The sequence below is a fragment of the Streptomyces sp. L-9-10 genome, from assembly GCF_004151105.1.
Lineage (GTDB): Bacteria > Actinomycetota > Actinomycetes > Streptomycetales > Streptomycetaceae > Streptomyces.
Genome location: NZ_PHRF01000023.1, coordinates 1 through 12,976, shown reverse-complemented (window position 1 = coordinate 12,976; position 12,976 = coordinate 1). Strand labels below are relative to the sequence as shown.

Genomic DNA, 12,976 nt, shown 5'->3' with positions numbered 1-12,976 from the left:
TGTGCCGGACAGGGCCCGGGTCCTGTCCGGGGCCGGTGGGCTCCGCGGCCGGCGCGGCCCGGCCGCGGGCCGGAAGTATTCGATCCAGTGCAGGCGGGTTGTGGGGCGGCGCATCGATGGAGTTCCCCGAGGAACGGGCGGGTGACCCGCCGGACCGACGGTCCGGACGCCCGCGTCCCCTGTGCCCCGGCCGTCCGGTCACGTACCCCGGCCGTCCGGCCATGTGCCCCGGCCGACCGGTCACGTACCCCGGCCGTCCGGCGGATGGCGCCGCGATGCGGCGGGCCGGGCGGCGGTCGTACGCCGGTGCCCGCCGCCCGCGACCGTGACGAGGACGGGCGTGCCCGGCTTACCCGACCCGCCCCTGCCGGGGCGGAGCGCGGAACTGGCCACCCTCCGCAGCGCGGTGCACGCCGCGGGCCGCGGGGTGTCCCGGGTCGTGCTGGTCTCCGGTCCGGCGGGGGCGGGCAAGACGGTGCTGGTCGACCACCTGGCGAGGACGGTCCGGGACGCGTTCACCGTGCTGCGCGTCGCCCCGTCGCCTCCCCCGCGTCCGTTCGCCCTGACCGGGCAGGTACTGGCCGCCGGTGCGAGCGGGCCGACCGACCGGCCCTTCGGCGACCGTACGAGGTCCACGCTGGCCGCCGGGGCGGAGCTGGCCTCGCTGCTCGGCCGCCTCCAGGACGAGCGCCCGGTGCTGCTGTGGATCGACGACGCCCACGCGGCGGACCTGGAGTCGCTGCGCGCCCTCGGTTTCACGCTGCTGCGCCAGTACACCGAGCGCGTCCTGACGGTGATCTGCACCAGGGACGCGGAGCGGACGGTGTGGGACACCGGGCTGGCGTTCCTGGCACCGGAGGTCGAACGCGTCGAGCTGGCGGCACGGCCAACGTCCGCCCTCCGCGCGGCAGGCGCCTACGGGTGCCCGGCGCCGCACGCGCGGCAGGGTGAGCGGCCCCCCGCGGGTGCGCAGGAACGCCCGGCGCCGGGCCGCGGGCGTCTTGCCGGACCCAGGACCGAACCCAGGGCCGAACCCAGCGCCGAACCCGGCGCCGAACCCGGCGCCGGACCCAGGACCGAGCCCAGGACCGAACCCGGCGCCGAGCCCCGGGAGCCGTGCAGCGTGGCCGGGGAGATCCGGCGGCTGGTCGCGGACGGCCGGGGGCGCGAGGCCCTGCGGCTGTTCGGGCAGGCGCTGCTGCTGCCCTACGGGCCGGACCGGGACGAGGCGCTGGGGCTGCTCAGTCTCGCCGAGGCGCGCGACGAGCGCGCACGGGTGTATCTGCGGCGCGCCCGCGAGGGCTTCGAGGCCGCCGGGGAACTGCACCGCGCCGGCGACGTGGCCTGCGATGTGGGTGTCGTGGAGTCGGCGCTCGGGCTGGCGCGGGAGGCGGTCGACTCCTCCCTGTTCGCCATGCGGCACGCGGGCGACGAGGCCAAGAGGGCCCGAGCACTGGCCAACCTGGCCCACGGGCACGCGCTCGACGGCGGCCCGGCGAAGGGACTGCGGCACCTCGACGAGCTGCCCCGCACCCCCGCGTCGGCGCCCGCGGCGTACACCGACCTGCTGATCCAGCGCGGCATGCTGCGCAGCCTGGCGGGCGACCTGACCGGAGCGCTCACCGATCTCGACGCCGCCGCCAGGCGGCGCATGTCGGGGGCGCCGCGCATGGGCACCGTCTCCGCCCTGGCGCACAGCGTGTGGTGCCACTTCTTCCTCGGTGACCGGCAGCGCGCCTTCCGTACGCTCGCCGTCGCACACGACACCGCCCGCACGATGGGCCGGCCTGCCGACGCCTTCGCGCTGCACTGTGCCGGGGCGGCGCTGCACGCCTTCGGCGGCCGGTTCGGCGACGCGCGGGCCGAGTTCGCGGCGGCGCACGGGCTGGGCTCGTGGGCGGACTCCAGCAGTCCGCAGCTGTTCCTCGCCGTCGCGGAGGCGCTGGTGGAGTTCCCGGCGGGGGACCACGCGCGCGTGGTGGAGCTGCTGGACGGCGCCAACGCGCCGGCCCGCGATGTCCGGAGCCGGCTCTACGCCTCCCGTTACGTGCCCCTGCTCGGCGTCTCCCACGTGCGGCTCGGCGACCTCGCCGGGGCACGCTCGGCGCTGCGTGTGCTGGAGTCCTTCGAGGAGCTGGGCGCGCTGTTACCGGTCTCGGTGCTGTGGCTCAGGGGAGCGATGGCGGCACGCTCCGGGGACACCCAGGGCGCGGTGGGCGCCTACCGGGCCGCGCTGGCCGTGCCGCCCGACGGCGGCGAGCCCGTCCTGCACAAGGCGCTGGTCGAGCAGGACCTGGGGGCTCTTCACCTCGCCACCGGCGACACCGTCCGGGCGCGCCGGCATCTGCGGGCGGCGGAGCGCCGGTTCGCGGGGATGGGCGCCGAGCCGTTCCGGGAGCGGTGCCGCTCGCTGCTGAGCGAGGCACCCCAGCCGGCGTGCCCGAGGGAGACCGTGCGGGAGATCTGGGGCACCCTGTCCGAACGGGAACGGAACATCGCCGGGCTGGTGGCGCGGGGCTGGACCAACCGTGAGATCGCCGCCGAGCAGTACCTGAGCGTGAAGACGGTGGAGTACCACTTGGCCAACGTTTACGCCAAGCTGGGCGTCGCGGACCGGCGCAGACTGCGCGACCTGGTCCAGTCGCACATCCACGGGTGGTCCTGACACACGGCCCTGACGCATACGGTCCTGACACACACGGTCCTGGCACACGGCCCTGACACGTGATTTTGAAGCGCGCGGCCCCGAGACGGGCGGACTCCCGCCGGACTCCCGCCGGGCGCCCGGCGGGTCGGGCGCGCCCCAACGGGCAGGCGGCAGGCCCCGAAAGGGCTCCCCCGCGGCGGGTCGCACGGGAGCCCCGGACTGTTTCGATCGGGTCATGACGTACGGGAGGAAGCACAAGAGGCGTGCGGGACCGCTGTCCTTGCTCATCGTCCTGGCCCTGGTGGTGCCGGTGGTCGCCGGCGGCCTGGCGTCCACCTGGTGGGCCGCCGACGCCGCGCCGGACACCGGCGCCGAGCTGGTCTCGATCGGCCGGGGCGAGGACGAGGCGGCCGGCGGCAGCGGCGCCCAGGTCTCCGCCGACGGCCGGCACGTGGTCTTCCAGAGCCGGCGGGACCTGTCGGCGGCGACACCGCTGTTCCCACGGTCGGGCGGCTCCTCCTGGCGGGTCTACGGCCGAGACCTGGAGACGGGGGCGCTCACCCTGCTGAGCGACCCGGACGTGGACGCGACCGAGCCGCAGGTCTCCCGGGACGGGCGGACGGTGGTGTACCGCAGCGGCGGCCGGCTGCTGGACCAGTCCCGCCGCACCTCCATCGTGGCCGTGGACCGGGACACCACCGGCGTCGGTGCGCTGGACCGGCCCGGCACCACGAAGGCGTCCGACCTCGGCGCCGCGCCCGGCCCCGTCCCGTCGTCCTTCCCGGGCCGGTGCGGAGAGGACTGCGGTCCTCGGATCTCGGGGGACGGTTCGGTGGTCGCCTACCCCAGTGTGCTGTCGCCGGTGTCCCCCGGCCTCGTGCTCACGGCGGGCACCAACGCGACCTTCGACATCCTGGTCGGCGCCACGATCGACTTCGGCGTCTTCGGGAACCGGCCGGAGGGGTTCTCGGCGACGGACGCACCGGTCACCGTCACCCTCGGGACCAAATCCCTGGTCCCGGAGCTCCGGGACGCCGATATCACGGGTCAGCCCGTCCTCCAGAGCACCGGGACCCAGGAGGGCGGGGACTTCTCCATCGCGCCCAAGCAGTGCACGGCCGAGGGCTTCTGCCGGGTCGCCGTCACCTTCCGGCCGGCCGGGTGCGCCGGACAACCGGCCGTCACCGACCGGTTGTCCACCAATGGCCCCACCAGTTACGGGCAGGCGAGCGTCGTGCTGCTGGCGTCCTGCGCCCGTCCCGCGCCCGAGGCCACCTGCGAACGGGCTTCCGGTCCGTCCGAGCGGGAGATGGCGGAACTCCCGCTGCGCCGCGGGGTGCCCGCGGCCGGCGGCGTCGTCGGAACGCGCCTGGATCTGCCGCCGGTCCAGCCGGGCCGGCCCCTCCTGGTCTGGGTGCCCGCCGACGGAATGCGCGGCCGGCTGGGCCTGTTCACTCAGGACTGCGCGGCGATCAGCCTGGTGGACCCGGGGCCGGAGGTCCGCGAAGCGGCCCGTCGGCAGGGCGCGTCGCACCCCGGGGCGCTCCTTCCGGGACGTCCCGGGGACGTGCTCGACGGGACGTCCGGCGCGGACACCCTGTACTTCCTGGTCAACCCGGCACCGGGACCGGACCGGCAGCCGACGGGTCCTGACCGGCCGTTCCCCCCGGGCGGCGCCCAGGCCTATGCCGCCCAGGTCACGCTCGACCGCGCCGCCGGTACGGGCGATCCACAGGGCGGCTTCTCCGTCACCGTCCGCGCCGAGCGCCAGGTGGTCGAGGTACGGCGCGATCTGCGGCCGGGGGGCGGGTTCGAACCCGGGCCCGCCGGGATCGCCGGCCGGCGGGGCGGCGCGGGCGGCGCGGCGCCGGTCGTCGTCGACGGAGGGCAGCCCGCCCTCTCCGAGGACGGCCGGACCCTGGTCTTCACCTCCCGCGGACTGCCGGGAACCCCGCCGCACTCCAGCACGGTCCTGGCTGCCTCCGCCGATACCGATACCGGCACCGGCACGGGCACAGGCACAGGCACCGATACCGGCACCGGCACCGGCACCGGCACGGGCACGGGCACGGGCGGACGGTACGGCCCCGCGACCGCGGTCCCCGGCGCGTCCGGTGGGGAGACGGCCGCGTCCGCTCCGGCGGTGTCGGCGGACGGCAGCACGGTGGCGTACGTCAGCGCCCCCGGCCCGTCGGCGCCCCGCCGGCCCGCCCAGGTCGTGGTCGCCGACAGACGGGGCGGCGAGCCGAGGACGGTGTCCGCCGGCGCGTCGGGGCGCCCGGGGAACGGGGACAGCGGCCGGCCCGCGCTGTCCCCCGACGGCCGAGTGGTCGGCTTCGCCTCGACCGCCACCGATCTGACGGCCGATCCGCCGCCGGCCGGACCGCAGCTGTACGCGCGGACGGTGGCCTCCGGCGCGTACCCGACCCGGCTCGCCGCCCTGGACCCCGCGGAGCGCGCGTCCGGGCCCGCCGTGTCGTTCGACGCCCGCGGGGTCCGCGTCGCCCTCAGCACGCCGGAGTCGCTGCACCGGGACGACCACAACCAGCAGCCCGACGTCTACACCTGGGCGCTGCCGGGGCGGCTGACCGTCACCCCCGCGCGGATCGACTTCGGCACCTTCGACCGGCCGTCGGGCACCGGCCGGGGCATGCCGCTGACCGTCGGCAACTCCGGACCGGGCCCGCTCACCGTCACCGGTGCGACGCCCTCCGCCTCGTTCGGCTTCCGGAGCGCCTGCGTGGGCAGGACGCTGGACGCCGGTGAGAGCTGCACCGGCGTGGTCTCCTTCACTCCGTCCGCCGCGGGCCGGTACGAGGGCACCGTGGACGTGGTGGCGGCCACCGGGTCCGACCGGCGGCAGCAGCGCGGGGCCGCCGGACTGCGGGCCGTCGTGGACCGTCCCGCCGCGCCGGAACCCGGCCCGTCCGCGCCGTCCGACCCGCCGTCCGACTCGCCGTCCGGCGGCCCCGCGCCCGGCCCCTCACGGCCGCCCACCGACGCGGACGGGCCGGGGCCGTCGCCCTCCGGTGGCGGGAACGGCGGAGGGCACCGGGAGCCCCCGCCGCGCCCCTCCGGCGCACCGGAGCCCCCGCCGGGTCCCTCCCCCGCGCCGGAGCTGCCACCGCCGGGCGCGGGCGGGGTGCTGCGGCTGTCGCCCACCGTCGCCCACCCCGGCAGGGTCTCCCAGGTGTACGGCAGCGGCTTCGCCGCCGGGGCGCGGATCCATCTCACCTGGGGCACCACGGGACCGGTCCGGCAGGTCACCGCCTCCGCGCGGGGGACGTTCACGGCGTACCTGCCGGTCGCCGACGGCGCCGGGCAGGGCCGCGGTGAGATCACCGCCACCGCGGGCGGCCGGCTCCTGGCCGCCGCCCGGTTCCTGGTCGGACTGCCGTCCGTGCAACCGCCGTTCCTCGAACGGCGCTCCTGAGCCGCCGGGCTCCGGGCGGGCGGCGGCCGGCCGCCGATCGGGCACGCCGAGGGACCGCCGCCGCGACCCGGGAAGGAGCCGGACGCGGCTGGCCCTGGGGACGGGTGGGTACGGCGACCACCGGCCCGGGGGCAAGGCGGACCCGGGCCGGGGGCAAGGCGGACCCGGTCCGGCTCAGTCCGCCCAGCGGGAGGCCGGGACGAGGGCGACGCCGGTCCGGTGGCGCCGGAACGCGTCGCGGAGCGGTTCCTCCTCGTCCTCCGGCACCCCCATGACCTCCACCTGGCCGGGGCGTCCGAACCTGCCGAACGGCCCCGGCCGCCGCAGCAGTTGCAGGAAGCCGACCGAGATCCGCGCCTCCGGCATCCCGTGCAGGGCGGCGACATCCGCGAAGGCGGGACCGCGCCCGCCGAGCAGCAGCAGCTCCCGGGAGCCGACCCAGACCAGCCGGACCCGTTCGCCCGCGCCCAGCGATCTCATCAGGCGGGCGTTGGCCGCGTCGATCGCCGTGCGGTCGAGGCCGTCGAGGATGCGCCGGGCGTCCCGCAGGGCGCGTTCGGAGCGCCGGGCCCGCCGGTGGGCGGCTGCCCGGGGGTCGCCGTCGCGCACAGGACCGGCGGGGAGCCGGTCCGCCGCGTCCCGGTGGACGACCAGGCCGGAACCGGTGTGCGCAGGACCGCCCAGCGCGGGGGACACATATCCGTGCCCCGCCGCCGGGCGGGCCGCCGCCGACCCGACCGCCGCCGGGCCGGCCGCCGCCCCGGCGAGGAAGCCGGCCGCCCGGCGCACCCACTCCTCGGCCGTCCCCCGGTCGACGCCGCCGACGCCGGCGCGCAGCAGTACGGTCACCGCCTCGCGGATCAGCGGTCCGTGCTCCTCGATCACCCGCCGGCCGCTCCCGCTCCCCCATACGGGCTCGGCCGCCAGTGCCTCGGCCAGCAGCCTGGCCATGGTCTCCTCGCTCTCGTCGCCGGCGCTCCGGCACGAGACGGCGGTCCGTTCGACCGCCCGGAGCAGGCCGGCGCGGAACTCCTCGGCCGCGGGGAACGCTTCTTCTTCGACTGCCACGTGCACCACACTCCGGAACGGTTTCAGCGGGAACGGTAGAGCTGGGGCGAGACGCCCATGACGGCCTTGAACTGCCTGCTGAACAGGAAGCCGTCCGCGTAGCCGTAGCGGGCCGCGACCTGCCCGATCGACGTGGTGCGGTCCAGGTGGGTCGCCGCGTGCTGGATCCTGCGGTGGATGATCCACTCCCGCGGCGGCATGCCGTAGGTCCGGCGGAACATCCGGGTGAAGTAGTCGGGCGACAGGCCGGCGACCCGGGCGAGGTCCGCCGCGCGCGGACGTCCGGAGATGTGCTCGTCGACGAACCGCTCGACGGCCCGGCGCGCCGACGCGCCGAGGACACCGGGTTCGTCACCCATCTCCGCCCTGCGCAGCAGTGAGGAGAAGAGCACGAGCAGCATGCCCCGTAACCGCTCCTTCCGGTGAGGCAGGGCCGAGGCGAGCTCCGCGGGCAGCGCCTCGACGAGCCAGCGCAGCTCCCACGCGTCCCGGACCAGCACGACGGGGGCGAGGTCGCGGTCGGTCTCCGGGTCGCCGGCCAGTCGTAACGGGTGGAGGACGGTCGGTCGTCCGCTCGGCGCGGTCAGGGAGAAGAGGGTGCCCGGCCTGACCCACAGCAGGGTCCCCGGGTCCAGCGTCAGGCGCCTGGGCCCGGTGTCGACTGCGCAACCGCCGCTGACCACCAGATAGAGCAGGTGCTCGGCCGAACCGGCCGGGACGTCGATGCTCCGGCCCGCCCCCAGGGTGTACGGCCCCGGCCGCTCCGGCGCGAGCATCCGGCGCGCCGTCAGCCGGCCGAGCCACCGCGCGGCGTCCGCCTCCTCGCCGCATCCGGGCGGCCCGTGGTCCGGGTCCGTGACGACGGGCGACGGCGGCTTCGGGATCTTCGTCAACATCTCAGCGGACATGGTGCGAGGCCGGGCGCGGCGGCGCATAAGGGAAAATCCCTAGAAGCACCGGCGGAAGGCCGGCGGCCCCGCCGAAGGGTGATGACCGATCACCGAATGTGACGGTGGCGATGGTGCCGGGGAGTGCCACCCGGCGTCAAGGGCCCGGCGAATCGAAGGAGCACGGGCAGCCGCCTACCGCTCGGTAAGCTCAAATCTCACCAAAGACGGGCATTGATTACGGCCAGTAACACCGGTTCGGTACAGCAAGTAGCCGCTCCGGACCATGGCCCGGCCACTGCGGGATACGGAAACTTACCTATGGCACAGATGTTCGCACCGCCCTTCGACGACAACGTGGTCGGAGGGGAGCGGGGCCATGAAGGCGAGAAGAGAAGAGCATGTCAGCTGACCGCACGTTCGTGCACGTGAGCGCGTCCGACCCCATCTCCGAAGCGGGGATCGTGGCGGCCCTCAAGTCCCGGGCAGGGGTGTGGATCGCGGACGAGAACCAGGTAACGCCCACCACGGTGGCCCTCGTCGTCGCCGACGAGATGGACGAGGAGGCTCTGCGGCTGCTCCGGGCGGCGCGGAGCAAGGGGGCGCGGCAGGCCGTCGCCGTGGTGTCGGAGCTGGACGACGCCGGCCTGATGACCGCCGTGGAGTCCGGCGTCGCGGGGCTGGTGCGCCGACGGGAGGCCACGGCCGACCGCCTGGTCCAGGTCATCGGGTCGGTGCAGCGGGGAGCCGGCGTGGTGCCGCCGGATCTGCTGGGACGGCTGCTCAAGCAGGTCTCGCAGGTGCAGCGGGACGTCCTCGCCCCCCGGGGCCTGCACTTCAGCGGGCTGACCGACCGCGAGGGCGAGGTGCTGAAGCTGGTGGCCGCCGGCCTGGGAACCAGGGAGATCGCCGGCCGGCTCGCGTACTCGGAGCGGACCGTGAAGAACGTGCTGCACGATGTCACCCACCGCTTCCACCTGCGCAACCGCTCGCACGCGGTGGCCTACGCGATCCGCGAGGGCCTCATCTGAACCCCGCCTCCCCGCCCGTCGCTCCCCCGCTCCCCCCGCCCGTCGCTCCCCCGCTCTCCGCGCGCGTCCGCTCCTCGATGCGGTTCCGCGGCGGCGCCGCGGACCGCCGCGACGTCCCCCGGGACCCGTCGGTGCGCGAGGCGCCGAGATCGATACGGCCGGGGGCCTTCTCCAGCTCCGTGTCGGCGGACGGGTGCAGCGGGGCCAGCAGCACCAGGTGCAGGGCCGGCAGAGGCTGCGGCCCGAGACCGGTCCAGGGGAACGGCACCGGGTCGGGCGGGGCGACGACGAGCGGGACCGGGACATCACCGCCCACGCCCGACAGGGAGGCGTGGACGAAGCGGGCGGGCAGCGCCGGGTGTTCGGCACCGGCTCGCAGCACCTCCCCCAGCAGGCGCTGCCCCTCCCGCCAGCCGGCGCCGTGCGCGGTCAGACGGTAGGAGAACTGGAACACCCGCACCGGCTGCATCCGGGCGACGACGGCGCGGTCGGGGCCACGCGCCACCATCTGCCCGCTGCGGCTCCGCTCCTCCTCACGGACGTCGTACAGACGGATGCGCAGCAGCCCGCCCCCGCCCGCCCCGGAGCCCTCCGGGGCGGGTGACGCGGGCGGGGCACCGGGGGCGGCGGGGGGGTCGTCGGGAGGGTCGTCGGGGGCCTCGGCACACAGCCTCGTTCCCGGGAGGCAGTGCCGCAGCCAGGACTCCAGGGAGAGCGTGACGGCGTCCAGCATGCGCCCATCGTCGCAACGGCGGCGGGCGCCGCGAACGGCCGTGCAGCGGGGCGAAGATCCCCCGTCCGGTGCCCCAAGAGGCAGCGCCGGAGGGCTGAACCGCTGTCTCGACGCGACTCCGGCGGGCGGTGGAGTCCGACAACGATGAGGCGTCACACAGGAAAGTGAGGAACGCGTGCCCAGTTATCTGACTCCGGGCGTCTACGTCGAGGAGACCTCCTCGGGAATCAAGCCGATCCAGGGCGTGGGGACGGCGACCGCGGCCTTCGTCGGGTTCACCGCGAAGGGGCCCTTCAACACGGCCTTCCTGGTGACCAGTTGGACGCAGTACACCAACGTCTTCGGGGAGTTCGTCAGCGGCGCCTACCTGCCCCAGGCGGTCTACGGCTACTTCCTCAACGGGGGCGGCAACGCCTACATCGTGAGCCTCGGCACCGGGGCGACCGAGGCGGAGCCGGCGGCCGGGAACACCCCCGCCGAGCCCGCCGCGCCCGCCGCGGACCGCGTCGAGCTGGCGGGCCACAAAGGCGCCCGCCCGGCCCTGGCCGTCGGCCTCGTCCCGGACGCCGCCGGGGAGGGCGGCACACCGGTCACCGTCGAGGTGGAGGACGCCACCGACGGCGGCGAGGAGACCTTCAAACTGGTCGTGCGCCGCGACGGCAAGGTGGCCGAGGTCCACGACAACCTCTCCATGAGGAAGGGCCCGGCACACGCCGCCACCCTCGTCCGGCAGTCATCCCTGATCACCTTGGAGGAGATCAAGGGCGCCGGCCCGACCCGCCCCGCCAAGGGCGCGAAGGCGTCCCTGGCCCCCGCCCGGTCCGCGAACGCGCCGGCCGCGGTGGAGGACAGCCTGTCGCCCGGCTTGTCGCCCGGTCTGTACATCGGCGACACGGCGGCCCGTACGGGGCTCGCGGGCCTGGAGGCGCTGGACGACGTGACCATGGTCGCTGTGCCCGACCTGATGGCGGCCTATCAGCGCGGCGCCATCGACGCCGAGGGCGTCAAGGCCGTGCAGACCTCCCTCATCGCGCACTGCGAGCTGATGGGCGACCGGGTCGCGGTGCTCGACCCGCTGCCCGACCTCAACGCCCAGCGGGTCCACGAGTGGCGGCAGGAGTTCTCGGCCTTCGACTCGAAGTACGCCGCGCTGTACTGGCCCTGGATCAAGGTCATGAACACGGTGGAGAAGAGGGCGGAACTGCTGCCCCCGAGCGGTCACGTCGCCGGCGTGTGGGCCCGCAACGACGACACCCGGGGCGTGCACAAGGCCCCGGCCAACGAGGTCATCCGGGGCGTGCTCTCCCCCGCCCTCGCGGTGACCAAGGGCGAGCAGGCCCTCCTCAACCCGGTCGGCGTCAACTGCCTGCGGACCTTCCCCGGCCAGGGCGTCCGGGTCTGGGGCGCGCGCACCCTCTCCAGCGATCCCGAGTGGCGCTACCTCAACGTCCGGCGGCTCTTCAACTTCGTGGAGAAGTCGATCCTCGACGGGACGAACTGGGTGGTCTTCGAGCCCAACGACCCGTACCTCTGGGAGGGCGTGCGCCGGACCATCACCATGTTCCTCACCCGGGTCTGGCGCAGCGGAGCGCTGTTCGGCCGCAGCCCCGCCGAGGCCTTCTTCGTGCACTGCGACGAGGAGAACAACCCGCCCGAGAACCGGGACGCCGGGATCCTCACGATCGACATCGGCATCGCCCCCGTCAAGCCGGCGGAGTTCGTCGTCTTCCGGCTGTCGCAGTTCTCCCAGGGCTCCGCGCTCGACGAATAGTCACCCACACCCCTAAGGAAGCACCCTCATGTCCAACACCGGAGCGCCCTCGGCCATCTCCGCGGCGCGGTTCGTCGTCTCGTTCGACCACACCGCCCCCGCGTACTTCTCGGAACTGAGCGGCATCACCACCGAGGTGGAGCCGGCCGAGTACATCGCCGCCGACGCCAGGACGGGCGCCATCGTCCACACCAAGCAGTTCGGCAAGACCAAGCCGCCCACCGTCACCCTCAAGCGGGGCGTGGACGGTTCGGGGGCCATCTTCGCCTGGCACGTGATGTGCCGCGAGGGGCTGGGGGCGGCCCGCATGAGCGGCACCCTCCAGCTCCAGAACGCCGAGGGCGCCGTGCAGGCCACGTACACGATGTTCGGCGCCTGGCCCAGCAAGATCGAGGTGGGCAACCTCAAGGCGGGCGCGTCCGAGATCGTCCTGGAGACCGTCACCTTCACCTGCGAGCGGGTCGAGATGATCCCGCTGGTCTCCTGATGGGCGGCGAGACGACGGGGCAGACCATGCGGACGGAGTACCCGTTCGTCCTGCCGCGCGGCTACGTCGACGCGTCGGGCCGGGTGCACCGCGAGGGGTCGATGCGGCTCGCCACGGCGCGGGACGAGATCGCCCCGCAGGCCGACCCCAGGGTCCAGCAGAACCCGGCCTACCTCACGATCCAGCTCCTCAGCCGGACCGTCACGCGCCTGGGCGCTGTCACGGACGTCGGGACCGACACGGTCGAGAACCTCTTCGCGTCGGACCTGGCGTTCCTCCAGGACCTGTACCGGCGGATCAACCAGGAGGGCCGCACCGAGACCGAGGTCTCCTGCCCGTCCTGCGCCCACGCCTTCCTGGTCGATGTGGCCGGGGAGGCCGGGGAGGCCGCGGGGGAATCCTGACGTACGCGTCCGACCGTCTCTGGGAGGAGGTCGTGTACGTCGCCTACTACCTGCACTGGTCCGCCGACTCGGTCCTCGACCTGGAGCACCCCGCGCGTCAGCGGGTGATCGAGGAGATCGGCCGGATCAACAAGAGAATCTCCGATCCCGACGCGGCGGACGGCTGAGCGCCGTCCGCGTCCGACGCCCACACGAGAAGGAGGCGACCGATCATGCGGTGGCCGTGGCAGTTCGCGCGTTCCTGGTTCCGCACCCCGGTCCGGGGCGCGTCGCCGCGGGACGCTCCGCCGACGCTCCGAGCCGCCGGGGCGTGGCGGCGGCTGCCCGCGCTCGGCACCACGGCGCGGGTCACGCCGTGGACGGTCGCGGCCACCGCCCCCGGCGCCGTCGCCCGAGCTGGGACGCGGCCCCTGGTGAGTCTTCGAGGAAGTCCGTGGTGTGCCGGTCCTCCAGCCAGGACTGGAGCGAGAGCGGATGCTCCCAGGGGAAGGCGCCCTTGCCGCCGAAGGTGGTGA

The 12,976-nt window shown here is 75.0% G+C and carries 10 protein-coding genes; 7 read left to right on the top strand and 3 right to left on the bottom strand.

Annotated features, from left to right (window positions below):
• Positions 1-340: 340 nt before the first annotated feature.
• Together CU044_RS04760 and CU044_RS04755 are read left to right on the top strand one after the other, a co-directional pair.
• Positions 341-2,665 carry an AAA family ATPase gene (locus tag CU044_RS04760; RefSeq protein WP_165371779.1) on the top strand — a complete coding sequence of 775 codons (2,325 nt, stop codon included), beginning with the start codon at positions 341-343 and terminating at the stop codon, positions 2,663-2,665.
• Between the two features lie 217 nt (positions 2,666-2,882).
• Positions 2,883-6,080: a choice-of-anchor D domain-containing protein gene (locus tag CU044_RS04755; RefSeq protein WP_129767179.1), complete on the top strand. Its 3,198-nt coding sequence runs from the start codon at positions 2,883-2,885 to the stop codon at positions 6,078-6,080.
• 174 nt (positions 6,081-6,254) lie between these two features.
• On the opposite strand, the gene CU044_RS04750 is transcribed toward CU044_RS04755, so the two are convergent.
• Both CU044_RS04750 and CU044_RS04745 read right to left on the bottom strand, forming a co-directional pair.
• The gene (locus CU044_RS04750; protein WP_129767178.1) at positions 6,255-7,148 is read right to left on the bottom strand and encodes a hypothetical protein; all 894 of its coding nucleotides are present in this window, start codon (positions 7,146-7,148) and stop codon (positions 6,255-6,257) included.
• 23 nt (positions 7,149-7,171) lie between these two features.
• Positions 7,172-8,056, bottom strand: a complete 885-nt coding sequence (locus tag CU044_RS04745; RefSeq protein ID WP_165371778.1) for an AraC family transcriptional regulator — start codon at positions 8,054-8,056, stop codon at positions 7,172-7,174.
• A 380-nt stretch (positions 8,057-8,436) separates the two neighbouring features.
• Between CU044_RS04745 and CU044_RS04740 the strand changes: the two genes are divergently transcribed.
• A complete protein-coding gene (locus CU044_RS04740) occupies positions 8,437-9,066 on the top strand; it encodes a response regulator transcription factor (protein ID WP_129767176.1) in 630 nt (209 codons plus the stop codon).
• On the opposite strand, the gene CU044_RS04735 is transcribed toward CU044_RS04740, so the two are convergent.
• Positions 9,059-9,799 (bottom strand): Pvc16 family protein, encoded by a 741-nt coding sequence (locus CU044_RS04735; protein WP_129767175.1) that lies wholly within the window; start codon positions 9,797-9,799, stop codon positions 9,059-9,061. The genes CU044_RS04740 and CU044_RS04735 overlap by 8 nt on opposite strands.
• A 175-nt stretch (positions 9,800-9,974) precedes the next feature.
• On the opposite strand from CU044_RS04735, the gene CU044_RS04730 reads away from it, so the two are divergent.
• Genes CU044_RS04730 through CU044_RS39995 form a run of 4 tightly spaced genes read left to right on the top strand, consistent with a single transcriptional unit; the run spans position 9,975 to position 12,628 of the window.
• Positions 9,975-11,570, top strand: coding sequence for a phage tail sheath subtilisin-like domain-containing protein (locus CU044_RS04730; protein ID WP_129767174.1), 1,596 nt, complete (start codon positions 9,975-9,977; stop codon positions 11,568-11,570).
• Between the two features lie 28 nt (positions 11,571-11,598).
• Entirely contained in the window at positions 11,599-12,057 is a 459-nt protein-coding gene (locus CU044_RS04725; RefSeq protein ID WP_129767173.1) for a phage tail protein, read from the top strand.
• Positions 12,057-12,461: a hypothetical protein gene (locus CU044_RS04720; protein ID WP_129767172.1), complete on the top strand. Its 405-nt coding sequence runs from the start codon at positions 12,057-12,059 to the stop codon at positions 12,459-12,461. Before CU044_RS04725 ends, CU044_RS04720 begins: the two co-directional genes overlap by 1 nt.
• The gene (locus CU044_RS39995; RefSeq protein ID WP_345790117.1) at positions 12,458-12,628 is read left to right on the top strand and encodes a DUF6760 family protein; all 171 of its coding nucleotides are present in this window, start codon (positions 12,458-12,460) and stop codon (positions 12,626-12,628) included. Before CU044_RS04720 ends, CU044_RS39995 begins: the two co-directional genes overlap by 4 nt.
• Positions 12,629-12,976 lie beyond the last annotated feature (348 nt).

Bases quoted from the DNA above. Each gene is read 5' to 3' on its own strand.
- CU044_RS04740 (WP_129767176.1), top strand. From the start codon at position 8,437: ATGTCAGCTGACCGCACGTTCGTGCACGTGAGCGCGTCCGACCCCATC.
- CU044_RS04725 (WP_129767173.1), top strand. From the start codon at position 11,599: ATGTCCAACACCGGAGCGCCCTCGGCCATCTCCGCGGCGCGGTTCGTC.
- CU044_RS04745 (WP_165371778.1), bottom strand. From the start codon at position 8,056: ATGTCCGCTGAGATGTTGACGAAGATCCCGAAGCCGCCGTCGCCCGTC.
- CU044_RS04755 (WP_129767179.1), top strand. From the start codon at position 2,883: ATGACGTACGGGAGGAAGCACAAGAGGCGTGCGGGACCGCTGTCCTTG.
- CU044_RS04720 (WP_129767172.1), top strand. From the start codon at position 12,057: ATGGGCGGCGAGACGACGGGGCAGACCATGCGGACGGAGTACCCGTTC.
- CU044_RS04735 (WP_129767175.1), bottom strand. From the start codon at position 9,799: ATGCTGGACGCCGTCACGCTCTCCCTGGAGTCCTGGCTGCGGCACTGC.